Annotated in this window: 21 protein-coding genes; 14 read left to right on the top strand and 7 right to left on the bottom strand. The window is 47.0% G+C overall.

All coding sequences use genetic code 11. From position 1 onward, the window contains the following. Positions 1-99 precede the first annotated feature (99 nt). The 7 genes from AC3WQ3_RS16055 (at position 100) to AC3WQ3_RS16025 (ending at position 9,731) form a co-directional block, all read left to right on the top strand. Positions 100-855 carry an ABC transporter ATP-binding protein gene (locus AC3WQ3_RS16055; protein WP_221806349.1) on the top strand — a complete coding sequence of 252 codons (756 nt, stop codon included), beginning with the start codon at positions 100-102 and terminating at the stop codon, positions 853-855. Continuing rightward, positions 852-2,777: an FtsX-like permease family protein gene (locus AC3WQ3_RS16050; protein ID WP_492472769.1), complete on the top strand. Its 1,926-nt coding sequence runs from the start codon at positions 852-854 to the stop codon at positions 2,775-2,777. The genes AC3WQ3_RS16055 and AC3WQ3_RS16050 overlap by 4 nt, the downstream gene beginning before the upstream one ends. Before the next feature lie 466 nt (positions 2,778-3,243). Then, positions 3,244-3,852, top strand: a complete 609-nt coding sequence (locus AC3WQ3_RS16045; RefSeq protein ID WP_492472768.1) for a hypothetical protein — start codon at positions 3,244-3,246, stop codon at positions 3,850-3,852. Positions 3,853-4,029: 177 nt separating this feature from the next. Next, positions 4,030-6,657 (top strand): winged helix-turn-helix domain-containing protein, encoded by a 2,628-nt coding sequence (locus AC3WQ3_RS16040; RefSeq protein WP_492472767.1) that lies wholly within the window; start codon positions 4,030-4,032, stop codon positions 6,655-6,657. A 131-nt stretch (positions 6,658-6,788) separates the two neighbouring features. Beyond that, a complete protein-coding gene (locus AC3WQ3_RS16035) occupies positions 6,789-8,882 on the top strand; it encodes an S-layer homology domain-containing protein (RefSeq protein WP_492472766.1) in 2,094 nt (697 codons plus the stop codon). A gap of 168 nt (positions 8,883-9,050) precedes the next feature. Beyond that, positions 9,051-9,236 (top strand): hypothetical protein, encoded by a 186-nt coding sequence (locus AC3WQ3_RS16030; RefSeq protein ID WP_492472765.1) that lies wholly within the window; start codon positions 9,051-9,053, stop codon positions 9,234-9,236. 57 nt (positions 9,237-9,293) lie between these two features. Then, on the top strand, positions 9,294-9,731 hold the full coding sequence (locus tag AC3WQ3_RS16025; protein WP_492472764.1) for a GNAT family N-acetyltransferase: 438 nt from the start codon (positions 9,294-9,296) through the stop codon (positions 9,729-9,731). Between the two features lie 120 nt (positions 9,732-9,851). Here the strand turns inward: AC3WQ3_RS16025 and AC3WQ3_RS16020 are convergent, their stop codons facing one another. From AC3WQ3_RS16020 to AC3WQ3_RS16010, 3 genes are read right to left on the bottom strand one after another with little or no spacing between them, the layout of a single operon-like run. Further along, complete coding sequence (locus AC3WQ3_RS16020; protein ID WP_336779291.1) at positions 9,852-10,976, bottom strand: GerAB/ArcD/ProY family transporter; 1,125 nt, start codon at positions 10,974-10,976, stop codon at positions 9,852-9,854. After that, positions 10,963-12,183, bottom strand: a complete 1,221-nt coding sequence (locus AC3WQ3_RS16015) for a Ger(x)C family spore germination protein (protein ID WP_492472762.1) — start codon at positions 12,181-12,183, stop codon at positions 10,963-10,965. The genes AC3WQ3_RS16020 and AC3WQ3_RS16015 overlap by 14 nt, the downstream gene beginning before the upstream one ends. Beyond that, positions 12,180-13,775, bottom strand: a complete 1,596-nt coding sequence (locus AC3WQ3_RS16010; protein ID WP_492472761.1) for a spore germination protein — start codon at positions 13,773-13,775, stop codon at positions 12,180-12,182. The genes AC3WQ3_RS16015 and AC3WQ3_RS16010 overlap by 4 nt, the downstream gene beginning before the upstream one ends. A 192-nt stretch (positions 13,776-13,967) precedes the next feature. Between AC3WQ3_RS16010 and AC3WQ3_RS16005 the strand changes: the two genes are divergently transcribed. Next, the gene (locus AC3WQ3_RS16005) at positions 13,968-14,390 is read left to right on the top strand and encodes a hypothetical protein (protein ID WP_492472760.1); all 423 of its coding nucleotides are present in this window, start codon (positions 13,968-13,970) and stop codon (positions 14,388-14,390) included. A gap of 50 nt (positions 14,391-14,440) precedes the next feature. On the opposite strand, the gene AC3WQ3_RS16000 is transcribed toward AC3WQ3_RS16005, so the two are convergent. From AC3WQ3_RS16000 to AC3WQ3_RS15990, 3 genes are read right to left on the bottom strand one after another with little or no spacing between them, the layout of a single operon-like run. Further along, on the bottom strand, positions 14,441-15,898 hold the full coding sequence (locus AC3WQ3_RS16000; RefSeq protein WP_492472759.1) for an erythromycin esterase family protein: 1,458 nt from the start codon (positions 15,896-15,898) through the stop codon (positions 14,441-14,443). 56 nt (positions 15,899-15,954) lie between these two features. Beyond that, entirely contained in the window at positions 15,955-16,158 is a 204-nt protein-coding gene (locus AC3WQ3_RS15995) for a helix-turn-helix transcriptional regulator (protein WP_095288443.1), read from the bottom strand. Between the two features lie 23 nt (positions 16,159-16,181). Continuing rightward, positions 16,182-16,688: a DUF6773 family protein gene (locus AC3WQ3_RS15990; RefSeq protein ID WP_492472758.1), complete on the bottom strand. Its 507-nt coding sequence runs from the start codon at positions 16,686-16,688 to the stop codon at positions 16,182-16,184. 292 nt (positions 16,689-16,980) lie between these two features. Between AC3WQ3_RS15990 and AC3WQ3_RS15985 the strand changes: the two genes are divergently transcribed. After that, positions 16,981-18,201, top strand: a complete 1,221-nt coding sequence (locus AC3WQ3_RS15985) for an RtcB family protein (protein WP_492472757.1) — start codon at positions 16,981-16,983, stop codon at positions 18,199-18,201. A gap of 73 nt (positions 18,202-18,274) precedes the next feature. Continuing rightward, positions 18,275-19,453: a DUF4272 domain-containing protein gene (locus AC3WQ3_RS15980; RefSeq protein WP_492472756.1), complete on the top strand. Its 1,179-nt coding sequence runs from the start codon at positions 18,275-18,277 to the stop codon at positions 19,451-19,453. 93 nt (positions 19,454-19,546) lie between these two features. Here AC3WQ3_RS15980 and AC3WQ3_RS15975 read toward each other — a convergent pair whose 3' ends face one another. Next, on the bottom strand, positions 19,547-20,584 hold the full coding sequence (locus AC3WQ3_RS15975) for a LacI family DNA-binding transcriptional regulator (protein ID WP_193722195.1): 1,038 nt from the start codon (positions 20,582-20,584) through the stop codon (positions 19,547-19,549). Between the two features lie 253 nt (positions 20,585-20,837). Here AC3WQ3_RS15975 and AC3WQ3_RS15970 point away from each other — a divergent pair, with 253 nt between their 5' ends. The 4 genes from AC3WQ3_RS15970 (at position 20,838) to AC3WQ3_RS15955 (ending at position 26,519) form a co-directional block, all read left to right on the top strand. Beyond that, complete coding sequence (locus AC3WQ3_RS15970) at positions 20,838-21,044, top strand: hypothetical protein (RefSeq protein ID WP_492472755.1); 207 nt, start codon at positions 20,838-20,840, stop codon at positions 21,042-21,044. A gap of 59 nt (positions 21,045-21,103) precedes the next feature. Further along, positions 21,104-22,486, top strand: coding sequence for an ABC transporter substrate-binding protein (locus tag AC3WQ3_RS15965; protein ID WP_492472754.1), 1,383 nt, complete (start codon positions 21,104-21,106; stop codon positions 22,484-22,486). 118 nt (positions 22,487-22,604) lie between these two features. Continuing rightward, the gene (locus tag AC3WQ3_RS15960) at positions 22,605-25,532 is read left to right on the top strand and encodes an extracellular solute-binding protein (RefSeq protein WP_492472753.1); all 2,928 of its coding nucleotides are present in this window, start codon (positions 22,605-22,607) and stop codon (positions 25,530-25,532) included. 75 nt (positions 25,533-25,607) lie between these two features. Then, positions 25,608-26,519 (top strand): carbohydrate ABC transporter permease, encoded by a 912-nt coding sequence (locus AC3WQ3_RS15955; RefSeq protein WP_492472752.1) that lies wholly within the window; start codon positions 25,608-25,610, stop codon positions 26,517-26,519. The last annotated feature ends 2 nt before the right edge of the window (positions 26,520-26,521 follow it).

Raw genomic sequence — 26,521 nt, 5'->3', positions numbered from 1 at the left:
AACAATGTCACATGCTTTTTCGTTTTGTTCGGTGAATCGCACGATAAGTTGGCAGATCCCGCCTATGATAGAGATAGACCAAAGGAGAGTGTGTGGGATATGTGGATACTGGAAGCCAAAAAAATTAGCAAAGTATATGGCAACAAACTGAATAAGCAGGAAGTGCTGAAAGGGATAGATCTCGGGGTTGGCAGAGGAGAATTTGTAGGCATCATGGGACCGTCGGGTTCAGGAAAAACAACATTACTTAATGTGCTCTCTTCGATAGACCGGGTAAGTCAGGGTAGCATTGAGATCGAAGGCAAGGAGTTCACCGGGATGAAGGAGAAGCAGCTTGCTGAATTTCGCAAACATCATCTTGGTTTTATTTTTCAGGAATATAACTTGCTTGATACGCTTACCGTGAAGGAAAATGTGCTGCTGCCGCTTTCCATCACGAGCGTGCCGAAGCAGGAAGCACATCGGAAGTTCGAACAAATTGCCCGTGAACTGGGCATTTATGAACTAAAAGACAAATACCCATCCGAAATTTCGGGTGGTCAGAAACAGCGGACCTCGGCTGCGCGAGCCTTTGTTCATGATCCGAGCATCATATTTGCCGATGAGCCGACAGGCGCACTGGACTCCAAATCAGCTTCGGATCTGCTCGGCAAATTAAGCGAAATGAATGTCAAGCATCAGGCTACCATTGTAATGGTCACTCACGATCCGGTTGCCGCGAGTTATTGCAGCAGGGTGATTTTCATCCGGGACGGGCAGATCTATACTCAATTGAATAAAGGAGACGAGTCCCGTCAGTCCTTCTTCAACGACATTATCAAAACCCAAGGCGTGTTGGGTGGTGTGCAGCAATGAGCTTGCGTTACATCATCTTCCGCAATCTGAGAAAGAACCTGAAAAGCTATTATTTATATGTATTTGCGCTTATTTTTAGCGTAGCCTTATATTTTTCATTTGTGACGCTGCAGTATGATCCTTCCATGGATGAAGTGGCGGCCTCGACCAAAGGAGCAGCGGCGATCGGTACGTCTTCCGTATTATTGATCGTCATTGTGGGCATTTTCCTGCTCTACGCCAACACCATCTTTATTAAGAGACGCAGCAAGGAGATTGGTTTATTTCAGTTAATTGGGCTGACGAAAGGGAAAATTTTTGGCATTCTGAGTACGGAAAATTTCGTTCTCTATTTTGGCTCCATGGCGGTAGGTGTTCTGATCGGTTTCCTTGGTTCCAAGCTGGTGCTGATGATTTTGTTCAAGATCCTTGGCATTGATGCGATGACGAAACTGTATTTCTCTGCGATGGCCTTGGTCCAGACCCTGATTGTGTTTGCGGTGCTGTATTTGCTTATCATGCTGATGAATTATACCTTTATCAAGGCACAGAGTATTCTCTCGCTTTTCCGGGTAACGGCTAAGGCTGAGCAGCAGGTGCAGAAGATGTCTATCGCACAGATTATCATCGGCATCCTGGGTATTGTCCTGATTGTGTTCGGATACGTATTATCCGCAAGGATGTTCAGCGGCCAAGCACTGGATATGCAGCAGCTGATGTATATGATGCTCCTGATCCTATTTTCGGTCATCCTGGGGACGTATCTGTTCTACAAGGGTTCAGTCAGTTTTATATTTAATCTGATTCGCAAAAGCAAAAACGGCTACCTTTCCATCCATGAAGTCTTGTCACTATCCTCCATCATGTTCCGTATGAAGTCGAATGCTCTGCTGCTTACGATTATTACGACGGTGTCCGCACTTGCCATCGGCATGCTGTCACTGAGTTACATTTCATACTATTCGGCTGAAGCCCAAGCCAAAGAAAGCTTGCCGGAAGATTTCTCTTTTGCTCAGGCAAGTGTAAAAAACCAGTTTGTAGCGGAGCTTGAAGAGAAACAGATTCTGTATGAGGTGAAGCACAGACAGCCCATTTATATTGAAATCGATGCCAGCGAAGTAATGGACGATTCATTGAAGGGAGAGCTTCTATTCAGCAGCGTGGTCAGTGACAGCATGGTCGATGATATGGATCTGAAGCCTGGTGAAGTGATCTTTATGGGTTATGGAAATGTTGTTAAGCAGATGATTTCCATTCAGGAAAAGGGTTCAATCGTTCTGCATGGTTTGAAGCAAACCATCGATCAACAGTTGGTCGGTACAACCAAACAGGGAGTTCTTCCCGTATACTATACCAAGGGTACACCCGTAGCTGTGGTGGATGAAACGGTCTATCAGCAGCTTCAGAAGGATCTTGATCCTTCATTGCAAGAAGGCGAGCCGACGGACTATTATGGTGTTCGCATTGTGAACGATAAACAAGCAGAAGAGGCTTATGGCGTTTTCCAAAAACAACAGCTTACGACCCCAAGCTTCTCCCAGATCGAGTTCAAAAATAACCAGCGCACCAGTATGGGGCTAATTATGTTCATTGTCGGTTTCCTTGGTCTGACCTTCCTGATTACTTCTGGATGTATCTTATACTTTAAACAAATGAATGAAAGTGAAGAAGAAAAACCGAGCTATACCATCCTACGCAAACTCGGATTCACACAGGGCAATCTGCTGCACGGCATTCAACTCAAGCAGGTCTTCAATTTCGGGATTCCGCTGGTGGTGGGATTGAGTCATAGCTATTTTGCGGTGAAATCCGGGTGGTTCTTCTTCGGTACGGAACTGGTGACACCAACAATCATTGTCATGATTCTGTATACACTGCTGTATTCCATCTTTGGACTGTTATCGGTGTGGTATTACAAGCGGGTTATCAAGGAAGCGTTGTAAATCGTAATGAATGATATGGAAAAATATCACGTAAAAAGGTCAGGCTGTCTCTCTGCAGCCTGGCCTTTTTGTCATCACGATCAAGGAATTGATTCTGCCTTTATCCAGCAGTTGCTCCACTCCATCAACCATGAAAATCCGGCTTTGTTCTGAACATGACAATATAAACATGTTTTGCAGGTTCAAATCGCCTGCTGGCTAGTCTTTATGTGTAGGTTTAGATATCACGTTCAAAAAATACCTCTTGGAAAAACAGGTGATAAATGGATGATGGACGAAATGATTAGAAGTGAGAGTACTTTCCAATGAGTTATCATGAAAGGGGGAATATGATGAATTGGGCTAATCGAATCACGCTCGCTAGGATGGCTTTTCTCCGGGATGAATTACATACGGATGAACTATAAGATGCTTCAATTAGGAAAATAAATTAGGGGAATACAGTTTACCAATCAGATGAAGGAGGTTGAGAGCACTGATTGAAGCTAAAGTTTTGCTTGTCAAACCAGGTTCATTAATAGAGGAGGAAACGGGGACAGATAACTGGCTGATGGCTGTGATACAACAGCCCGAAGTCCAGTATGCCGATGTAAATGATTGTAATCAGATAAATCGATTGATGAGGAGTAGAAAGTTCGGACTTGACGCTCTTCAGATGGCTATTCACGTATTCGATGCTAGCGGACAACCTTTAATTGGATATGAAGTCCCAAGTGGCTTGAATATTTGGCACGATTATCTGAAAGCGATTCGTATGTTGATGGAGCAGGGCAAAGTCTGTGTGAGTTACGGCATTGATCCGCTCTTGCTTGAAATGGAGCAGTATGCAAATGGACAAATAAGGTTTGCTATACGTTTGGAGCTAGTTCCCCAGCATATACTCACACAGTTCACCATACATGCCCGCACGTTTCTGCTGGAAATTTTGAGATCTATTGAATTCCTATGGATCAAAATGTTGCATGAGTACCATAAACCAAGTGGTCTTGATATATCAAGACCGAAAGATGACGGTAAAGACCTATTTATAGAAATTAATGCATTGCGTAAATGGGTATTAGAGTTACCCGAATAGTTTACACCATAAAACGGAGCAGGCATGAACAATGCAGGTTCCGTTTTTCTGTGATACAACAGCAATCAAAAAAATATAGGGCCTTAGCGGCGTTCCCGAGTATACTTGTAGTAGCAGCTGAAACCACATGATACATATCGGAAAATGGCACAAGTGTGCTGATTCAGGAGGATTTTAATGCACCAAGAGCATACCGTGGGTCTAGAGGAAAATTGGATTCAATTCATGATATTAAAGACCAAACTGGAACTGCCTCCCTTGCCTCCAAATACGTTGGATCGTCCAAGGCTCAGTTCAACCAGAGAACAATTATACAACTTTAAAGTCACGCTGCTTACTGCTCCGGCGGGCTCAGGGAAATCCACATTGTTAGGCAGCTGGGTGCAGCACGAGCAAGCAGCCTGTGTTTGTCTGGATGACAAAGATCAGGACCCGCTTCAATTTTGGTTGTATGTTATTCACGCGCTTGATCGGGTTAAGCCGGATTTCTGCAGAGAAATTCTAGCGAATTTTTTGCGAGGATACAGCATGAACCCGCGATCAGCACTGGTATTGTTAATGAATCACCTTGCCTTGGCAGAGCAACCGGTGTTACTCATTTTGGATGATTACCATGCTGTAACCCAAGCGGAGATTCATGAACAAGTGGAGTATTTTGTTGAGAATATGCCCCCGTCCGTTCATCTCGTATTATCGAGTCGGACATCTCTGCCGCTCAAGCTGGAGAAGCTGAAGCTTCGCGGTGAGCTCAGGCATGTTAAGCTTCAGGATCTGGCGTTCACTGCCGAAGAAGGAGTAAAGTTCTGTCAGGATGCCCTGAAGCTCAACGTTACAAATTCTCATGTGCATGACTGGGTGCAGCAGACGGAAGGGTGGGTGGCCGGACTTAAGCTGCTGGCACTGTCCTATACCGATAGCACAGAACAAGTAAGATCGCGCAGTGCCAATCGACGGGCTCCAACTTCTCAGGATGAACAGCATCACTACGGCGATCGGTCAGTTTCCGAATATTTGCTGGAGGAAGTGTTTCATCGGCAATCCCCGGAAATGCAGCATTTCTTGCTCAGCACCTCTGTCGTACAGCGGATGAATGGAGATCTATGCAGAGCACTGACCGAACTAAGTGAAGCTCCGCAATTGCTCAGACATCTGGAGAAGGAGCATCTGTTTCTAATTACAATGGATCGGGGAGCGTACTGGTTCCGTTATCATCATATGTTCTCATCCTTTTTGCGGCGTGAGCTTGCTCGTTCCGGAACGGAACAGGTGAACGCACTTCATGCGAAGGCTGCACGGTGGTACGAACAGCAAGGATATGCAGCTGAAGCACTGGATCATTATATTCACGGACAGCATGTGCAGGATGCGGCCCGGCTGCTGGAGGAGCTATTTGCACATTTTATTATGGGTGAATGGTGGACACTTCGAAGGTACTTCGATGTTCTGCCACAGGAGGTAGTGAAGGCTCGTCCCAAATTGTATATGTCCTATTTATTTCTTATTGCTCGTGAACGGCCATATGGTGAGATGATGAAAGAGCTTGATGGACTGGAGCACATGATTCAGGTCCATTTACAGGACCAATTGCCACCTGAGATAAGCAGTTACTTGCTGCAGGTCGTCTGTGTGATGAGGGCTTATATGGCTTATCTAAACAGGGATTTACAAGGGCTGTCTGACCATCTGATATTCTATATCGATCAAGGTTATCCGGATGATATTGCGTTTCAGTATATGGATTATGACCGGAGGGAAAGCATGCGTCTGCGCAGCTTCCACGGTGTGAACGGTTCCCTGCAACGAGGCGAACAATGCTTCGGTGCAATCACGAATCGCTGGTTTGCAGAGAGTTCTTATGTGACCTCCTATTATGGTACTGGCTATGCTGAAATAAAGCTGGAGCAAAATCGCTTGTCCGAAGCGATTCATTATGCGGATCGTGCTCTTGAAATTGCACTCCAGATCAAAGTCGCTGCACTTCTAGTACCAGCCTACGTTCTCAAAGCAAGAATAGAAATGGCTCAAGGTAGACCGAATGAAGGGGTGAAGCTGCTGCAGCAGCTCTGCGTTCTGTTATCTGTCAAGGATCTGGAATACTGGCAGCCGATCATTCAGGCACATCAATACCGATTGCAACTCGAAATTCAACCTACAGCAACAGCACAGCTCATGGTTGATGACTCTATTATCGAAATGGTGAACCCTGAGATCAGCTGTGATCAGGTATTCAGCTCGCTTGTACGTGTGCGGGCTAAATTCTTGTTAGGGGATGATGAAGAGTCCTTAAATGAGCTGAAACGCATACGTGCACTTGCTGAAGAACGGAACTGGTTAACGGAACAAGTCGAGTGCGGACTGCTTGAGGCTCAGATTCTTCAACGCCAAGGGCGTCAGGAGGAGTGTATGGCTCCGCTGCTGCGGGCTATAGCGATTGGCAGTTCCGAGGGCTACATTCGTTCTTTTATAAACGAAGGCGAACCGGTCAAGAGCCTTTTGCAGCATTACCTGCACCTGCGTCGTACGCATTCCATACCAGATTCGGGCATTAAACTGGCCTATGTAAAGGAGCTGCTATCTGCATTTTCAAAAGAAAATCGGGGTGGTATTCCCTCCGTGCGACTTAGTCCCATGGAGCAACGAGTATTTGGATACATTGCTGAAGGGTTAACCAGCAAACAAATCGCAGCTGAGTTTGGGATTTCGGCAGGAACGGTTAATACGCATATCAGGCGGGTGTTTGCGAAGCTAGGCGCGAGTAGTCGTGCGCATGCCGTACAGATTGCTGAACAGCAGGGCTGGCTGTGAATGTGCAGCAAGCTGTCTATCGTTTTGTAGACTATTTTCTCATGGAAGTCTCTCCTACAATAAAGACAATTAATAACTTTGCTGTTTAAGAAAAAGCACGGTTAGAGTCATGTGGGAGGTAAAGCTTAACCATGTCAACACGTCTATCCAAAGGGAAAACACGAAACAAAAACAACAGAATCCTACCTTATCTGGCAGTTCTATTGTCCGTCTCATCACTTACTGTTCCTGGTAACGTCGGGGCCGCTGCGGGAACCGGGAGCGCAAATGACTTACAGCAAGCCTCGCCTTGGGCGAGACAGGCCATTGAGATCGTAACAGAACAACAGATGTTCCCAGGTACGCAGGATGGATTGTTTTATCCGAGAGGGAGTCTTACACGCGGTGATCTGGCGTATACCTTGGTTCGCATTGCGGGTTTGAATCAGGACTCTGAAATTCAGAATTCATCCGAAGCTTTCAAGGATCTGAATTCAGGCACGGATAACATTGCTTTTATTAAATTGATAAGCACTGCAGGAATCATGAAAGGCTATCCTGATGGCACATTTCGTCCGGATGGATTGGTCACCAGGGAACAACTCGCAGTGACTTTGATGCGTTTGATTCATTTTAGAGGATTTACAGAAGCAACAGGTACGAACTCAATGTTATCTTTCAAGGATGCTTCCAGTATCAGTCCATGGGCTGCAGACAGCGTGAAGCAGGCAGTTGAACTGGGCTTGTTAAAGGGCGAGAATGGCCAGTTTGCTCCGAAACGTGCTACAACAAGACAAGAAATGGCTGTGATTGCTTTGCGTGGAAGCGACGCGATCAAGGCGCTTGAACAATCATCGGAATTGGATAATGCTGCTTCAGATTCTGATTCGGATAAGCCAGATCAAGTGACGGAAGTTGAGGGGACGACTACAGGTAGTGAAGTTACAGGGAATACCGGTGGAAACGCAACGAATGGGAGTGGAAACAATTCCGGCAGTGGAAGTGGAAATGCAGGAGGAGGCAGCGGATCAACGCCAACGAATCCAACCAACCCAACCAATCCATCCAATCCAGAAACTCCTTCCAACCCTGAACCTGAAAATCAAGCCCCAGTGGTGATTAAAGATGGGTTGCCCGATCAGGAACTTGTTCTGGATCATGCGTCTCTGGAGTTTCAGGCTTCCTCTTACTTCAGTGATCCGGATGGAGAAGTCCTGCAATTTAGTATTATAGATGGAGATGAAACGGTTGTTTCTACTGCGGTAGATGGTCAGACAATCAAGCTCACAGCAGTGGCAGAAGGAGAAGCTGTACTTACAGTCAAGGCTGTCGATAACCAGGGTGCCAGTGTTACTGCACAGTTCAAGATCACGGTCCTTGCGAATACGATCAGCAGGCAATTCCCTGATCCTAATTTAGCGCGAGCTGTTGCCTATTGGCTTGAGAAGGATGTGAATGATCCATTAACCAAGCAGGAACTGGTGGATGCACTGGTACAGACGGACGGAGGACTGTATGCGCGAGATGCGGGCATCTCTGACCTGACAGGATACGAAATTTTCAAAGGCATGAACGTTACGGAAATTGACCTATCCGGGAATAACATCAGCCTTGTGAATGCTGAAGGTTTTACGCATTTGAAGAAGCTGGATTTATTCAGCAATCAACTTACAGAGGTCCATGTGTCAGGACTTTCAAACCTTGAGGAGCTGGTATTGTCCTACAATCAGTTGACATCACTTGATGTAAGTGGCCTGAGTTCCCTTCAAGTGTTGGACGTTGGCGATAACCAACTGAATCATATCCCTACCGGAGTTGCTGACCTGCCTTTACTGCAAAACTTAAATATCCGTTACAATTCCATTATGCTCAGAGACGAGCCTGACTTTACTTTGCATATGGGGCTGATTGAACGTTTACCGATGTACGATTTCGATGATGCTGCACCAGTTCTGGTGGAGGCCCCCGCTGGGAATACCGTTTATGTTGGTGACGAAGAGACCGAGATCGATCTGGCATACATGTTTGAAGATGAAGATGATGACCGTTCAACACTGATTCTCACAGCAGAGTCACCGGACCCGCAGCTAGCTGAAGTCAGAATGGAAGGGCAGAAGCTCTACATCAGAGCTCTTGCATCAAGTGAAACCCCGATTCAAATCCACGTGCAGGCTAGAGACGTGCTGGGCAGAATGGACGCAGGATACGTAGAGGTCATGCTTAAAACGAGAGAAGAATTGCTCTAAAATGAGTGGCTTTTCAATTCAAGCAATCGAATAATATCAGGTGCTGCGCATCTCCTCTGGAGGTGCGTTTTTTATGCTGCATGCAGTCCAATAATGTTAGAATATTCAAGGGATGTATACGAATGATTCCGTTTATAACAGCGAGAGTAACAGGGAGGAGAATGAAAAATGTCTGAAGGTACGTTGAATCCAAGTAATGCGGAAGAATCAGCCTATGTGCGTAATCAACTGATTGCATTTAATGCGGCTCATCTGAGTGAGGATCTGAAGCATCGGTATGAGGAATTGAATTTTAATATCAAAAATGAGGCAGGGGATAAGGACATTCTCATTATTACTTTAAGAAGGATCTAACGTAGGGTATGATATAGAGTACGGAACAACATGATAGGAACTTAGGAGGATCGATCTATGGTTACAATCAAAGCCATTGAATTTCAGGATTTGCCGGCCTTAAGCAAATTGTACAATGAGTTGATGGGAACCCCCACCAATGAGGAGCAGATGCAGAAAATGTTTCGGTACATACAACATAATGGTCATTATCATGTGCTTGGTGCATTTTACAATGGTGAACTGACCGGATCTGTTATGGGGATCGAATGCATGGATCTCGTGGGACAATGCAAGCCTTTCATGGTTGTAGAGAATGTGATCGTATCCGATCAGGTACGAAGACAGGGAATCGGTCAGAAGCTGATGCTCCAGATTGAACGGATTGCGAGAGACCTCGGGTGCGAGTACATGATTCTGGTATCTGGAGATCAGCGCAAGGAAGCACATCTTTTCTATGAAAAGCTTGGATTCAAGGATGAGAAGGTCCAAGGGTACCGGAAGCATTTGAAATGAGTATTTTCCATTTGTAATTGTGCCGGGGGGAAAATAATAGTGAACCCTCTCGGGCAGTTAATGCTTCCTTTACAGGAGTGTGTCTTTGTTGCACGAGAGGGGAAATCTGATGTGTTACAATCATGGGCTTGCTTTGTGTTCCTGTTTTCTCTTTCGCAAGCGTCCGACAATATATAGTATGGATGGAAAAATGAGGAAGTTAATTGGCAGCACAAAGCGGATCCAGATCACTTCCAGCAGGGTTTTGGAGGATGGATCGAGCCTGACTATCGTCATGGCCAAAGCCCCAATGATAAACGCAGCAGCCCACAACCACTTTTTCCACCCAGGGGTGCGACCAATCCATTGGGCTGACCCATAACTGGCGATAAACAGGTAGACGGATTGCTTAATGAAGACACTGATCACCCAAATGGAAACCATGATAATTTCCAGACTCTGAATAAATTCCATCAGATAGACAAGCTTGACCATTTCAAAAAAAGGATAATGGATTCGTGCGGCCAATTCTGCTCCAAAGGTCATGATGACCCACACAGCACCCAAAATCAGAAACGTTGTCGATAAGAAGACCGCGCTCAGGATACTTTTGGATAGCTGCCGCTGTTTATCTGTCTTGTTGGAAAAGGAGGTAAAAGAGATCAGCATCATGACTAGAGAGACTTCGCCTAACAGAGAGGTTGGTGTCAGGGCTCCTCTCATAATCGGAAGCATGCCTGAATCGGAATAGATAGGCAGCAGGGCATGAATCCTTAGATTGTGAGAAGTCAAAATGATGGTGAACACGAGAATAAGCAGGAGAATGGGGCCCCACAGTTCACTTAAGCGTCCAATGGTCTCAATTCCACCTTTGTAGACAGCATAGACCACAACAGCAAGCATTGTCAGGACGATCAGATAGTCCGGTGTTTTGGGCAACAGGCTGAGCCGGACAAAAGTATACTCCTCCCTGAGCATAACTGCGACCACCCAATACCACTGGGCAAGATAGAAAAGACCTACAACTTTTCCTAATCCTTTGCCAAGGATGGTGGTGGTGAATTCCATCAGTGTTTGATCCGGATATAGCAGACTGACCTTGATACATATCCACCCAATGAACAGGCTTACCAGACCGGCCAGGATCATTGACATCCAGACATCCTGCTTGCTACTCTGGATTGCAAAGTTAATGGAGAGCAGCAGGTTCATGCCGATCTCGATAGACATGATAAGCCAGAACAATTGACGGTTACTGATCTGCATGTTGTTCTTCTCCTTTGTATACATCCGGCAGCAATGATTTTCCCGTCAATCCCGCTCCATCCACTTTGACATTCACTTTAACGGAAATATCTGCAGCACGGAAAAGCGTATTCCAATCTCCGGCCATCTTTTTCCACTGCTGAGGATACTTACGATGGATGATATCTCCAAGATCAAAAATATCTGTCTGAAACTCATCCTGAACCTTAGTCACGATATGTTCGATTTGCCGTTGAAGCTGCAAATTCAAGCGTGTCTCCACTTTTTTGATATTCTCGGGAATCGACAGATCTAAACTGGTATTGTTCTCGGGTATCTGCCCTTGAGCAGAGAGCACGACGTTCAGCCGAATGGGATGAGTGTTAATCACCGGCGTGACTTTGGATTTGAAATTCCTGGCTCGCACTGCGACTGTGCTCTCTGGTCCGTCCATCTGCGCGATCAAATCCCGATTACGAAGTTTGTTGACAATCCACAATCTTGCCCAGTATTCGTTGTAGCCCAGGTACCCGGTCAGTTTCAAGGAACGGTCGAAGATCGCGGAACCAGCAGCCTCCAGTGTCGGCGTAGGGGGGCTATCATTCTCATTCTTTTTTTGGGACTCGCCAGGCGGTGAAACAATTTGCAGCACAGGCATGACCGATCCGCCGTAAGCATTACTCATGATAAAAAAATCAAGTAGAGAACGGCCTACCGGTGCACCGATTTTTTCCTGAATTTTGAGTACGGCGACTGAGGGATTCTTCTCCAACTGATTGGATAACGACATAGCCTGCTGGGCTGTTCCGCCTTTGACCACGAATATATTGGTCCTTAGCCGCAACTCCGGGTTTCTGGCATATTCATCGACAATATGGCCGATACCTCTCTTGGCCAAAGACTCCCCAAGGAAAATATTGCGGCGATGGCTGGCAAACAAAACACGTGACATTTTCTTTTGAATGTTTTGTGCAGCGTCAATGACACTTCTGCCTCTCGCAGTCTGCAACATATATTCATTATTTCCTCCTTGAGCACCACCTGATTTGGTATTCATGGGTACCACAATGTTAGCTGTTGCGGTGTAGCTCCCATCTTCATTAAGGTCCATGCCCCAGCCAAGAATGATCGCCCTGTCATTCATTTCTTGCCGGTCCCAGCAGCCCGTAGTGATCACCAAAAGTACGAAAAGCAGCGGCATCATGGTATAAAATCGTACGCTGTTCATTTGGATCTACTCCTGCTCTCTTGGGTTTGGTCTGACTCCATATCGGGCGGAATGCTGGCAAGCAGCTGTTTTTTATTTTTCTTTTTCCATACCGGACCTCGGAATAGAACATCATTCAGATGGCGGGAAGATGATGGTGCAACAGGCGTCATGTAAGGGACTCCAAATGGCTTCAGCGAAACAAGGTGAACACTCAGCGCAATCAGAAACAAAACAATCCCATAGAAACCCATAAAACCAGCGCATACAAGCAGTGGAAAACGGAGCATCCGAAATGCAAATCCCAGATTGTATCTGGGAAAAGCAAAGGAGGCAATACCGGTCGTAGCGACAATAATCACCATGGGTGCCGAAATAATACCCGCCTCTACTGCAGCCTGACCGATTACCAACGCACCTGCAATGCTGACTGCAGGACCGACTTGCTGGGGCAGTCTGATTCCTGCTTCACGCAGCCCTTCAAACACAAATTCCATGATGATCGCTTCAAATACAGCCGGTAAAGGAACTCCTTCGCGGGCAGAGGCAACGCTAATCAATAGGGATGTTGGAATGACCTGTGGATGAAAGGTGGTTAGTGCGACATACAGAGACGGAAGCAGCAGGGATATATGTACAAAAGTATAGCGAATCCAGCGTACAAACGTCATGTATTGAAAACGTTCATGGTAGTCTTCGGCAGACTGGAGACCGGTCCAATAATTCATTGGAGCAATCAGTACAAAAGGGGTGTTGTCCACAAGGATGGCAACCTTGCCTTCCAGCAGACTCGCCGCTGTGACATCCGGGCGTTCAGTGTTCTGCAGTTGGGGAAATGGGGAATAGGGATTATCCTCAATTAGTTCCTCAATATTAGCTGACCCTCCCAAAGCCTGAATATGGATCTGCTGCAGCCTCTTCCGAACGAGATGAAGCAGCTCATCCTGAACGATACCCTCGATATAACAAAGGACGACTTCCGTTCTGGTCAGTTCACCCATGCTCATGGATTCCATCTTCAGCCGGCTGCTGTGAATTCTTTTGCGCAGTAGCGAAGTGTTAACACGCAGAGTTTCCGTAAAGCCATCCCGCGGACCGCGCACGACCTTTTCTGAGGTAGGTTCCTCAATGCCTCGTTGTGCGGATTTGGAGAAATCCGCGAGAAGGCCTTGGCTCTCTCCCTCAATCAGGATCCCTGTTTGTCCAATCAGGATGCCATCCATCAGGTTGGTCAATGTTTGAGCCTGCTGAACCTTGCCTGCTGCTGCCAGTTTATCTCGTGTTAAAGTGCCCAAGTTCTTTTCTGCTGCAGCCTGAGCAAGTTCTCCCCCTGGAAGAAAAGGCTGGAGCAGCAGCTGATCGAGAAGTTCGGTGTCACACAAACCATCAATATAGATCAGGCAAGCGGCTAGAGAGTTTTCAACAGTGATTGTGCGGAAAACGACATCAGAACAGTTTGTGAACGAATGTTGTAATTCCTGAAGGTTAGACTCCAGATTTGGTTGGATGAAATCAGGAGTAGGACTCCCTTGATCAGCTGTCTTCGTTTGAGGGCCTGTTGGTACAGGAAGGAACTCTGATTTTTGTTTTTTTCTAAAAATAAATTGGAACATATGGTCAACACCTCTAAGTTAGGTATTTGCTGCTAATGGAGAAGCTATGCACAAGTGCAGTGAAAATTTGTGTTCAGTGGCAAACACTAGAGCATAAGAATCCCCTTGATGACCAGAAGGATTACTTAAGGAGCAAGGCGAATAAGGCATAGTCAACATTGAAAAATTCATGGATCTGAGGGAGGCACTCTCGTGTTCAAAAAATGGGCTAATGTCTTGATGATGATGAGTTTGATCTTCGCCGTATGTTCCCCAACATCTTACGCCGCTGCCAAAACGCTTAAGGTAACGGTGACGCTGATGAGCGCTGAGCTGGCAGAGAACAATTCCGTCGGAAACGAATGGGCAATAGGGGCAAGTGTGAACGGTAAAAACCTGAAGGAGGGTTCATCGGTTACATTAAATCTGAAATCAACCGATACGCTGAAAATAAAAGCGGAAGCCGAAGAACAGGATAAGATTCCGGATATCGGAAGAAAGAGCGCGAATGTCAAAGTATCTTCATTCTCCAAATCAACAAATAAGACTCTTTCCGTTGTAGTAAAGGAGAACAGAGGCCGATATTCGGGTAACACGGCAACATGGGAGTTCAAATTCAAAATCAGCAAGAAGTAAGAACGTATACAACCGCAAGGAAAAGAGAGCTGACAGCTCTCTTTTTGTATTTATTCCTTGTTTTGTTCTTGAGAATCTGATGAGGAGGAGCGGATATATTGCGGCGGATGTACGTCGTCAATCATCAAAATGCCGTCATATTGATCACGGGGGATGAGGCTCTCAGGGATCATGCCCCAGCTGTATGCAAATCGTGGTTCGAACATCCAGGAGTTCCCGGTCTCTCTGTTCTGGTACCGAAGATCCAGGAAGCTATAAGGTGTGTTTGTCGCAGACATAATACCTTCAATAGAACCGGGTGATGCTGGCTCAACGGCATGAATTCCACCTGTGTTATCTGCTGTTTGACCGCTTGATGCATACAATCCCAAAACATAGCTGGATTTTTTCATTTCTTCCGAAAGTTTCTCCCCCATCATGGTTATGGGATAGGGTGAGCCCATGACTTCGCTCTGCGCCTTTCTGATGTGATCATTATGTCCCCATACTATGAATTTTTCGTTTGGATACACTTCGGTTGCAAGCCACATGAGATTGTCATGCATCGCCTGATCGCGCCAATCCATGGAATCTAGAAATGTCTTATATTTGCCCTCATTCATTTCACTTGTAGCCCGGATGGACAGATCGACATATTCCCTCGCGACGCGAATTCGATCACTGAGGCTTCGCTCTAGCAGCATGGAAAGCTTGGGCTGATCCGGGTATTCTTTTTGCAGATAGGCCTGGTTCGGTTTGGATCTCAGGGATTGAAGAACGTCTTGGTATACCTTGATGATTTTATTTTTCTCAGCTTGATAGGCTTTCAGGTCCGTTCCGGCAGAGAAACTGGCTAGTTTCTGTTCCGTGTGTGCGAGACGATTTGCAAGTTCTTTATCTTTCAGCCACTTACCATCCAACAACGGGAATTGCAGCTGCATGTCGAAACCGGTTAGAATGAGGGGCTGTTCGGTTTTTGTACTTGTTTTGAGGTAATCGAATAAGGGCATCATTTCCTTGGACCACCAGACGCCGAATATGGCGTTTTTCATCGTTTGCTCTGGATGCTGCTGGTTGGCCGTGGCATTAGCCAGTGACGTGTTGGAAAGACCGCTCTCAAATGCAAGAACGTTGTATCCCATTTCCTGATGCAAAAACTGGATCAGCCGGGTCTTCGCCAGATTAAACTCGGCAACCCCATGAGAGCTTTCACCAAGGAATACCATTCGCTTGTCATGGAGCAGGGGTCTCAACATCTCGAGGTCCGAGAAGGAATCGGTCTCCTGACCTGTCTTTGCAGGCTGGATGCTCTCCAGTCGATATGCGTGATCTCTAGCCCACTTGTTCCATTCTGCAATTTTCTCATCCGATGTTTTCGCAGTTTCCACCTGGGTTACCTGTCCATGAATGGTCTCCACAGCGGTTGATGAAGCTGCACCTGCATATCCGGTTGGGTAGAGCAGATTCACCAGCATGACTGTAGACAGTGCAAGCACTGCACCCGTTTTTCGTTTTCTGAAATAGCTCAAAATAACGCCTCCTCCATCTATAAATATGATAATGATTCCGTAATGAACGTTCCGGCTTATGTCTGCTCATCGTCCCAGAACAGATCATTCAGTGTTCTGGAGAGTGCCTTGCATATGGCGATACATAAGCTGAGAGACGGATTATACTTGCCCAGTTCTATGAGACCAATGGTCTGCCTCGATACACCGACGATCCGTGCCAGATCATCCTGTGATAGATCCTTTTCTACCCTGGCGACTTTCAATCGTATATTTTTCATGCCCATTCACCCTTGTATCCTTTCTATGAATCACACTGATCTTTACTTGCGGCCTTTTGACTCGCCTTGTTTGCAAAGTGATGAACGATGACATTAAACCCCGCAAAGAGCGGGATGTAAAGCAGCAGTGAAAATATGAACACGAGGAAGAAATACCACCACTTCTCATGCGCTGTATCGGCAAACAAAACGGAGCTTCTTATGCCCAGGAACAAGGCCATCGAAATACCGATAATGAGACCCGTAATTACGTTTCGCTGGCTGTACGACATTTTGCTTGTCTGGTCGTGGACCTCAACTTCATCCGAATAAATGCCCAGCATGACGGATCGAACTCCGAAATAAATACTTCCTGCGAGAATGACGATCAATTCCGTCAACATGGAATACGTTTCCCATTGGAAAAAACTTTTGACCAAGATGGAGATGCCGCATAGATACATAATAAAAATGTAAGCTTCCTTGTACACCTTGTTTTTGAGATTGACGATACGCTCATCCTGATTTCCTTTTTTGTTGAACCATTTCATGATTGACCTCTCCTTTGTAGGAATTGAAAATGTGGGGAATATTTCCTATGGATCTTATGTTAATATTATTTGAGTCTTTTTGCAATATATATATGTCATTTTGTTTGATATAGGATGCATGAGAACAAAATGAAAACTTGAAATTGTTCCGATTACACACAGCGATTATTAGAAAGTGCTGCCATCAGAGCAGCAATGTGTATCATCTAATAGGGAATGATGTACTGCCCATTTGGTATGGTTTTTGGTAATATATACAAAGTGTTTGATAAGACTGGAGGTCATACATAACATGAGAATCGTGGATAACATCAAGGTATGGGGGGAGCCGCTGGAGAATGCAGTGAGTCAGGCAGTGACGTGTTCACAGCATGGAGATGTGCTTGGGGTTGCACTGATGGCTGACCATCACAAAGGATACTCGCAACCGATCGGAGGTGTTGTCGCCTACCGTAACATGATTAGTCCTTCGGGCGTTGGATACGATATTGCCTGCGGAAACAAGGCGGTACGTACAAATCTCATGTGGGAGGATATCAAGGAACAGATTGCCGTTATTATGGATGATATCAATGCAAACGTATCGTTCGGCGTGGGTCGCAATAATCCAACTCCGGTTGATCACGAGCTGTTTGATGATGCGAGTTGGAAGCTGTTCGATTCGATTGAACCTGGGCTGCAGCACAAATTAAAAACGCTCGCACGCAACCAGCTTGGTACGGTAGGCAGCGGCAATCACTTTGTGGATATTTTCGTAGAGGAATTAACCGGTAAAGTATGGGTTGCGAATCATTTCGGCAGTCGGGGGTTTGGTCATAAAGTCGCGAGCGGTTTCCTCAATCTGGCTGCAGGTCGTGAGTTCAGCGGGAAAGCGCCTGGAGAATCCATGGATCAGGCACCAACGTTGTTTGACTTGAACAGCGAAATGGGCGAAATGTATTGGGAGGGAATGACACTCGCAGGCCGGTATGCCTATGCAGGACGAGATTATGTAATAGAACAGGTCCTTGGTATTCTTGGAGCGAGTGCGGAGTACTCGGTGCATAACCATCATAACTTTGCCTGGAAAGAACAGCATATGGGGGAAGACGTGGTCGTCGTCCGCAAGGGAGCCACCCCGCTGGCACCCGGACAGCTTGGTTTTGTCGGAGGCAGCATGGGAGATATCTCAGTGATTGTGGAGGGCATTCACAGCGCGGAGAACACGGAATCCTACCGCAGCACGGTGCATGGGGCTGGACGGATCATGAGTCGTACCCAGGCTGCCGGGAAAATGAACTACAAGCTGCGCACTCGCATGGGCGGCGAGATCAGTGAAGAACAGATGCATGCGGCCATTCGTGCCTATGGCGTGGAACTGAGGGGTGCAGGCACGGACGAAAGCCCGTTTGTGTATAAAAAGCTGCAGGGCGTCCTGAATGCTCATGCAGACACTCTGAAAATCAATCATGTGCTGCGCCCTGTTGGCGTTGCCATGGCTGGTGGCAATGAATTTGATCCATATAAGGACTAGTGAGCTAGGTTCTGTACCGGAAGCACTTGTTTAATTATGAATGATATGAACTTAATAGAAGAAGGTGAGCACCATGAGAAACTGCGCATTATACAGCTCCCAGTTTGACCTGGACCAGCTGTTTGAACGGATTCAATCCATCTATCCACAGGATAAGATCATACGCAAGGAAGACAAGACGCATATCCAGGTTATCCGCAAGAAGTGGCTCAGCAAGAAAACCAAGGGCTTCAATATCATGACAAGTCAGACACATCCTGAAGAATTCGCTTCGATGATGAACGGCATGATGGGGTTCATGAGTCAGATTGAAGGACGCAATCCGGCAGTACAGGAAAAAGTATTGATCAAATGCTCGACCCTGAACATGGTCATTGGCATTGAGACCGAAGAGGATATATCGGAGGAGTTCTTCCAAGAATTATTGAAGCTTGCTCAAGGGCTGGATGCGGTTATATTTTGGGGAGGCGGCTCCCTGCTGGACGCACAAGGACAGCTGCTGCTGGACGTGAATGGGGAATCCGAGGTAGAGGATTACCAAGTGACAGCGCACACCAGTCTTTTGGATGATGTCAGACCACCGTCCGAGTCAGGCACTCGCCGCAAGGAAAATTCCGAGTCGATTATGGCAGCGCAGGGGATTCCATTCAATGTGCATTTACCCGCAAGGGCTGGAGATGAGCATACAACGATCCGGAGTGTGGAAGAAGTAGCACAACGAGCGGTAGCCTTATGTCTCGCAGCACTCAAGGGTGAATGCCTCGGGGCAGGAGAAAGTCCAGAAGACACAGCAGCACTCGTTCAGGAAGTCATTGACAAGTACGATGCAGCCTTATTTTTCTCCCCGGCGGAGAAAAGATTTATTGAGCAGTATGGTGCGCAGCAGCAGGAAGTCATCACCTTTTCGTGGGGATACGAGGCTTACCACGTCATGTTGTGGGCGCTTGGTTACGTCGATGAGCTGGGAGCTCCAGTAGAGCTATGTAACGTTGGACAGGCCGTAGGTTATTTGCAGCAAAAGGACAGCTTCGAGGACTTCCTCGCAGGTGCATCCCTGCGGAGCAAGAGTGAAATTCTCGATGCGGCCGACCTGATCTACCGTTACAACTGGGTATGTGTGAACAGCCGGATTAATGAGCAAACACCTCCCGCGGGATTGAATGGAGGCGTGGCTTACGAACGCCACCGGGCATTGAATTGGCTGATCTGTTATATGGATCAGGAATGGGACGACGTGCGGACAGATACGTAATAGGCATAGCGGACTTTGATATGTAGGCATGACTTTAAAATCCCCCAGCCAGTAAGAACACTGGCGTGGGGGATTTTTTGTCGTTAGCGTGGTTTATCCGCTATGCCGGCCATATTGCTCCCGAATGAGGACATCAGCCATGATCAGCTTTTTCTCCACATTACTTTCCGGGTTTATAATGCGCCACAACATCTGGTCCACTGCACGTGCACCGATTAATTCCTTGTTCACATTAACCGTGGCAAGCACGGGAATATTGTCGTATGTGTTATCAAAACCGGTGACAACACATTGTTCAGGTACGCTAATCCCCATGCTCTCCAGTGCTTCAATGGTGTAGAGGGCGAAGAAGTCATTGGCACATACAAACACCTCTGGCAAGTTCGCTTCATGGATCACAGAGGTAAATGTTTGCCGGAAATCATCAACCGCAGGACTGCACAATTCAGGTATCTGATTCATTTCTATCCCGTTACCCATAAGCACAGAACTGTAAGCAATCCAACGTTCATAAAAGCTGTGGGCGTCACTGGTGTTTCCAACAAATTGAAAGCTTTTGAAGCCCTTACGAAGGAGATATAGCATAATTTCACGCATGGAAGCAAAGTTATCCGTAAAAATGCTGTCACTGTGGAAGACTGGATCGAGATGATCCACCATAACAACAGGTATTCCCAGACGTTTGATTTCTAGCAAAATGGGTGTCGTTATTGAACCGACTGTAATAATGCCCCGAATGGCATCGGGATTCAGCAGCGTAAATAATTGATCTGTAGAAGGCTCCGTCAGAGTGAGGATGTTAAACCCTTTCTGGTTCAGTCTGGATGATATCCCGTTAAAGATAGGACCCCAATAGACGGATTCCTGGTTCTGATAACGGACATTGGGAAACAGAATGAGAATCGTTCCGCTCCACCGTATGTTTTGAGGGTCGTGAAGTTCATTGCTGTTGTTCATATCGCCAGATAACAGGCTGTTATCTTTGAAATATCCAAGTTTGCCAGCGGCCTTGAGGATGATATCACGTGTCTGGTCGCTCACACCGGATTTACCCGAGAGCGCACGTGAAACCGCAAATTTTGACAGACCCGTAAAATGTGCAATTTCCTGAATTGTTACCTTCGTCTTCATCATACCATCCTTACATTCTTAGTTCTGCCGTATTCTTGACCATGTAGCATGAAACTGATTCCAGTATATCATGATATATTTCCTCTAATCTAATAACGGATACAGAATGAAAAATGTTAGTGGTTCTATCGTTCTAAGTTGGACAAGAAACTGGAATGATGAAGTTTGGTGAGAGAAAAGATCGGAATATGTCACTCGTTATTATCTATTTGTTATTTTTATAAAATAACAAAATTTTAACGATATGGAGATGGTGAAGAAAAGATTAGGACAGGAAAATTTTTCTGACATGCTTATTATCAGCGATTTTATGGGTTATATCAGCATGATATCAGATAAAATAGAAAATGTTAACAATAAAATGTTGACGCTTACATTTGGCTATGTTAAATTTTGTTTGTTCAAACCAAACGTTAAAATAACAAATGGTGGTGGTGTGCTGATTTTATTAGGTGAGTGAATGCTAGTGATTTGATATGACCATTTCAGGCATACACATTCGGGGAGGTTGTAAAAAACATGATAAGAAAATGGAACGTTCTGCCGTTGATGTTACTGGCCGTGATGCTTTTTGTATCCGCTTGCAGTGGAGGTGGGACAGCGCAGAATGGCACGAATCCAGAGGGTACTCCCAATTCGGGCACCACGACCGAAACCGCCGGAACAGAGACAGAAGGCGAGACAGAAGAGGTGGCAGCGAATGTACCGGATCTCGGTGGACGTGTCATCAAGGTTGCTGCCTGGTGGGATCTGACGCCAGCGGGGGAGACCGCATCGGATAAGGCCCGTCTCGATAAGATTGCTGAAGTCGAAAAAAAATATAACGTGAAAATCGAGTTTGTTAATGTCCCATTCGAAGAATACATGAATAAATTCACCACGACTGCGCTGGCTGGCGAGCCATTCGCAGACATCGTCCAGATGGAGTACAAGTCCGCTCTTCCCGCCATCCTCAAAGGGCAGCTGCTGCCGATCTCCGAATTCACCACAGCCGAGAACAACATCAATCAAGAAGCCAATTTGATTACCAAATATCCGGCCATCGCCGGTGATTACTACTCATTCGATAATCCAATCAGCATTGGTCTGGGACTTCACTATAACCGTGACCTGTTCAAAAAAATGTCGCTGCCTGATCCACAGGAGCTCTATAACCAGGGTGAGTGGAATTGGGACAAATTCATGGAACTGGCCAAACAGGCAACGAAAGATACGGATAACGACGGCAAAATTGACGTATACGGATTCTCCGGCTGGCCGATTGACGTGCTTCGTCACTTTACCGCTGCCAATGGCGGCACGATCGTAGATGACGAAAATGCAAAAGAAGGATTGTCCGATCCCAAAACCATTGAGGCAGCCGAATTCGTCAAACGCCTGTATAACGTGGAGAATGTCGTGAAGGTCAAAACGGGCGACAAAACCAACTGGGAGGAAAGCAATACATTCAAGGACGGAGACGTTGCCTTATTCACTGCCGCTGAATGGCAGCTGGGAGATATCACCTTTGCCGCTGGTGTAGTTCCCATTCCGAACGGACCTCAGGGCAGCAAGGACATAACCTACGCCAATAACGCTGCCTCAGCGAAATTCATTCCTAAAGGTGTAGAGGATCCTAAGATTGTCTACCAGATATATGAAGAGACCTATGATATCCCGCAGATTGAAGAGTATCCGGGTCAGGATTACCTGGAGAGCCGCTATACCGACGAGAAGGACATTGCCATGATTCGTGAGCATATTGCCGGTACGGGACGTATCCTGCTTGATGATGCCTACGCAGGGTATCCCATCGGAGATTATGTGAACGACATCATCAAAAACAACGCGTCCGTTACAGCGACAGCTGAGAAATATAAGGCTCAGGCACAAGCTGCAGTTGATAAACTTGGCAAGCAATAACACCAGCAAGTGATTCAGAGTGGGGTTTCCGGTGCCTGTAATCATGCACGAAACCCCGTTTTTCTGAATTCCAACCAGGGTGTTGCTGGCATCAGCCTTGATGAGGAGGACTCGTAGAATGGCTGGAATTCTACAACGAAACCGATGGATCCTGCCTACTGTACTCGTAGCGGCTGCAGCCGGCATTTTGCTGTATTTCACTTCCGGTACGGATGTGGAGAGTGCAGATGTCCCGCCTGGCAGTCTGCCAGCTATTGAGGTCGATGCAATCTTGCAGCAGACCAGGCAGAAGAAGGGATACGAACAATATGTAATCCAAGCAGGTGAAGCATTGCGGCCAGAGGTGGATATCACCATTGAAGTGGGGGACTACATACGAGCTGAGGGTGAAGAGGTCCGCAAACTGATCGATTATGAAGGCAAGGAAGGGGTGTCCTTGTATACCGGTGAGACAGGAGAGGTTGATTGGATTGTCGATGTGCCGGAAACCGGAATGTACAATCTCTCGGCAGTTTATTTTCCTGTAGAAGGCAAAAGTTCCGCGATTGAGCGTGCACTCTATATTGACGGTGAACTTCCATTTGCGGAAGCAGCCTATTTGCAATTTGACCGGGTATGGGGCAGTGAGAAAGAAACCGCTGAGCAGGATAATCAGGGAAATGATCTTCGTCCGAAACAAGTGGAGAAACCACGCTGGATGGAAGAGACGTTCCAGGATTCAGATGGATACGAGCAGGCACCATTCAAGTTTTTTCTCGAAAAAGGGGAACACACCCTAACGCTGAAATCTACGCGTGAACCGATGGTCATACGATCCTTGCGGCTCTTCAACGAGAAGAATGTCCTTCCTTATGCGGAAACCGCAGGGGCACAGCAGACGGATTCTTCCGGACAGCCAAAAGATGTACTTATTCGGATTGAAGGAGAAGCGGCGATTGCCAAATCCTCACCAACGTTGTACCCGACCAGCGAAAGATCAAGTTCAGCGGTATCCCCGTATAGTGCTTCCCAGGTGCGCGTCAATACGATTGGTGGCTACAACTGGCGTCTGCCGGGACAGTGGATTGAGTGGGAGGTCGATGTGCCGGAGAGTGGACTTTATCATATCGGCTTGACTGCACAGCAGAATTTCGTCAAAGGCATCTATTCCACGCGCAAACTGACCATTGATGGTGAGGTCCCCTTTGCCGAGATGGCAAAAGCACCTTTCCGCTACCAAAGCGACTATCGCGTGGATGTGATGGGCGGGAAGGAACCCTACAAGTTTCAGCTGGAAAAAGGCAAACATGTCATACGGCTGGAGAACAGCCTGGGTGACTTCGCACCGTTGATCCGCAATGTAGAGGATAGTCTGTATAACCTGAACTCTATGTACCGGCGAATTCTGATGATCACAGGCACCAAGCCGGATGAATTCCGGGATTACCGGGTGGAGAAGCAAATTCCGAACCTGCTGGAGGTATTTGCCGGGGAGAGTAAACGACTCAAGGACGTGGCAGCGCAGCTTCGACTTCTATCTGGCCAGTCCAGTGATCAGGAAGCGTTGATCAAGACGATGGCACAGCAGCTGGACGAGATGATTGACAAGCCGGATACCATACCAAGACGGCTGGCAGCTTACAAAACGAATACAGGTGGGCTCGGAACATGGGTTCAGCAGGCACGGGAGCAGCCGCTTGAAATTGATGCCCTGTATGTCGCGTCCATCGACACCAGTATCCCCCATAAAGGGATGGGAGCGATGGCGAAGGTTGGCCATGAAGCGAAGACATTCTATCATTCGTTCTTCATTGACTATAACCAAATCGGTAATGTTGCCACTTCGGAAGATCAGCGTACGGTGACGGTTTGGATCGGCAGTGGACGTGACCAGGCCAATACGATGAAGGCGATGATTGATGAGACTTTTACGCCGGAGAGCGGCATTAATGTCAATCTGAAGCTGGTCAACATGGGGACGTTATTGCCAGCTACGTTGTCCGGTGAAGGACCGGATGTAGCGATGCAGATCGGCAATGATCTACCCGTAAACTTTGCCATGAGGAATTCGGCAGTGGATCTGACCAAGTTCGCTGACTATAGCTCGGTGGAACAGGAGTTCAGGGAAAGTGCCATTATCCCCTACGTATATGATTCAGGTGTGTATGCCCTGCCGGAAACACAGACTTTTAATATGCTATTTTACCGAAAAGATGTGCTCGCAGAACTGGGACTTGAAGTCCCTCAAACGTGGGAAGACGTCGAGAGTCTGCTGGCTATTCTGAGCAAAAACCATATGGAATTCGGCATGCCGGTTGTGACTCAGGCCAATATGCAGGGTGTCAACATTCCGCCCAACTCGCAGTACGCAACGATGCTTCTACAGAATGGAGGATCTTTCTACCGCAACGATGGCAAGGAATCCGATCTGGATTCACGTATCGGGATCGAGACATTCAAGCAGTGGACAGAGTTCTATACCGATTACAAGCTGGAGCGGGAATATGACTTTGCCAACCGCTTCAGAACAGGGCAGATGCCGATCGGCTTGACGGATTACACGATGTATAACCAGCTATCCGTATTTGCACCGGAGATTCGCGGACTATGGGGATTCGTTCCTGTCCCGGGTACGGTACAGGCGGATGGCACATTGAATCGGGATGTACCGGGCGGAGGCAGCGCAGTCATGATGCTGGAGAGCGCCAAGGATAAGGAAGCCGCGTGGGAGTTCATGAAATGGTGGACCAGCACACCGGTACAGGCTGAATTCGGCCGCGAGATGGAAGGACTGATGGGCGCTGCTGCGCGTTATCCAACGGCCAACATCAAGGCGCTTGATTCATTGCCGTGGCCAGCTGAGGATTATGCCAATCTTAAGGCACAATTCGAAACGGTGAAGGGCATTCCCGAAGTGCCAGGCGGTTATTTTACCGGGCGCCATCTGTTCAATGCCTTTTACAAAACGGTGGTTGGTCAAGTGGAGGCCAGAGAATCCATCATGGACTACACCCAGTATATTCAGGACGAGATTCGGATCAAACGTAATGAATTTGGTCTTCCGTAAGCAGAGGGAGGGTTAACAGTGTCACAAATATCACTCCGAGACGGTCAACACAGTCCTCCTGAGAAGGCTTCAAGGATGGGCATAAAATCATGGTGGAGCTGGAAGCTCCAGGAGATGAAGGCCAGCAAGCATTCCTATATCCTGCTGGCTCCCTACATGATTCTGTTCACCATGTTTACCGTGATCCCGGTTGTTATCTCAATCATACTCAGCTTTACCTATTTCAACATGCTGGAGTTTCCGCGTTTTATTGGCTGGCAGAACTATACTCGGTTGTTTTTGGAGGATGACGTATTCCTGATCGCCATCAAGAATACGCTGCTGTTTGCCATTATTACCGGACCCATCAGTTATATTGCCTGCTTCGTGTTTGCCTGGATCATTAATGAATTGACGCCCAAATGGAGGGCATTCATGACATTGATCTTTTACGCGCCCTCCATTTCCGGAAATGTCTACTTTATCTGGTTGATGATCTTCTCGGGCGATCGCTACGGTATTGCCAATGGATTATTGATCCGATGGGGCTTCCTGCTGGAACCGATCCAGTGGCTGAAGACGGAGGCTTACATCATGCCTATTCTTATCCTCGTGCAGCTGTGGCTGAGCTTGGGTACGGGGTTTCTGGCATTCATCGCCGGGTTGCAGACGGTTGACCGGACGTTATATGAAGCAGGTGCGGTAGACGGGGTCAAAAATCGCTGGCAGGAGCTCTGGTATATTACTTTGCCTTCCATGCGGCCGCAGCTGATGTTCGGTGCAGTCATTCAACTCACCACCTCGTTTGCCGTGGCGGACGTCTCCATCGCACTGGCTGGGTTTCCAAGCGTGAACTATGCGGCAGAGACGGTGGTCACTCACCTGATCGACTTTGGTACAACACGGTTTGAGATGGGTTATGCTTCGGCGATTGCAACCGTACTTTTCATGATTATGGTAGGCACTAACCTGTTGGTACAGAAATTGCTGCGAAGGGTGGGAGAATAGCT

This window comes from Paenibacillus sp. FW104-T2 (assembly GCF_058789975.1).
Note: the sequence above shows the minus strand (reverse complement) of the source record. Positions and strands in the feature narration are given on the sequence as shown.

What these genes read in the sequence shown, in the direction of transcription:
- AC3WQ3_RS15975 (WP_193722195.1), bottom strand. Translation starts at nt 20,584, where the DNA reads ATGAAGACGAAGGTAACAATTCAGGAAATTGCACATTTTACGGGTCTG.
- AC3WQ3_RS15990 (WP_492472758.1), bottom strand. Translation starts at nt 16,688, where the DNA reads ATGAAATGGTTCAACAAAAAAGGAAATCAGGATGAGCGTATCGTCAAT.
- AC3WQ3_RS16050 (WP_492472769.1), top strand. Translation starts at nt 852, where the DNA reads ATGAGCTTGCGTTACATCATCTTCCGCAATCTGAGAAAGAACCTGAAA.
- AC3WQ3_RS16055 (WP_221806349.1), top strand. Translation starts at nt 100, where the DNA reads ATGTGGATACTGGAAGCCAAAAAAATTAGCAAAGTATATGGCAACAAA.
- AC3WQ3_RS15995 (WP_095288443.1), bottom strand. Translation starts at nt 16,158, where the DNA reads ATGAAAAATATACGATTGAAAGTCGCCAGGGTAGAAAAGGATCTATCA.
- AC3WQ3_RS16040 (WP_492472767.1), top strand. Translation starts at nt 4,030, where the DNA reads ATGCACCAAGAGCATACCGTGGGTCTAGAGGAAAATTGGATTCAATTC.
- AC3WQ3_RS16020 (WP_336779291.1), bottom strand. Translation starts at nt 10,976, where the DNA reads ATGCAGATCAGTAACCGTCAATTGTTCTGGCTTATCATGTCTATCGAG.
- AC3WQ3_RS16015 (WP_492472762.1), bottom strand. Translation starts at nt 12,183, where the DNA reads ATGAACAGCGTACGATTTTATACCATGATGCCGCTGCTTTTCGTACTT.
- AC3WQ3_RS15965 (WP_492472754.1), top strand. Translation starts at nt 21,104, where the DNA reads ATGATAAGAAAATGGAACGTTCTGCCGTTGATGTTACTGGCCGTGATG.
- AC3WQ3_RS15955 (WP_492472752.1), top strand. Translation starts at nt 25,608, where the DNA reads ATGGGCATAAAATCATGGTGGAGCTGGAAGCTCCAGGAGATGAAGGCC.
- AC3WQ3_RS16035 (WP_492472766.1), top strand. Translation starts at nt 6,789, where the DNA reads ATGTCAACACGTCTATCCAAAGGGAAAACACGAAACAAAAACAACAGA.
- AC3WQ3_RS15985 (WP_492472757.1), top strand. Translation starts at nt 16,981, where the DNA reads ATGAGAATCGTGGATAACATCAAGGTATGGGGGGAGCCGCTGGAGAAT.
- AC3WQ3_RS16030 (WP_492472765.1), top strand. Translation starts at nt 9,051, where the DNA reads ATGTCTGAAGGTACGTTGAATCCAAGTAATGCGGAAGAATCAGCCTAT.
- AC3WQ3_RS16010 (WP_492472761.1), bottom strand. Translation starts at nt 13,775, where the DNA reads ATGTTCCAATTTATTTTTAGAAAAAAACAAAAATCAGAGTTCCTTCCT.
- AC3WQ3_RS15980 (WP_492472756.1), top strand. Translation starts at nt 18,275, where the DNA reads ATGAGAAACTGCGCATTATACAGCTCCCAGTTTGACCTGGACCAGCTG.
- AC3WQ3_RS15960 (WP_492472753.1), top strand. Translation starts at nt 22,605, where the DNA reads ATGGCTGGAATTCTACAACGAAACCGATGGATCCTGCCTACTGTACTC.
- AC3WQ3_RS16025 (WP_492472764.1), top strand. Translation starts at nt 9,294, where the DNA reads ATGGTTACAATCAAAGCCATTGAATTTCAGGATTTGCCGGCCTTAAGC.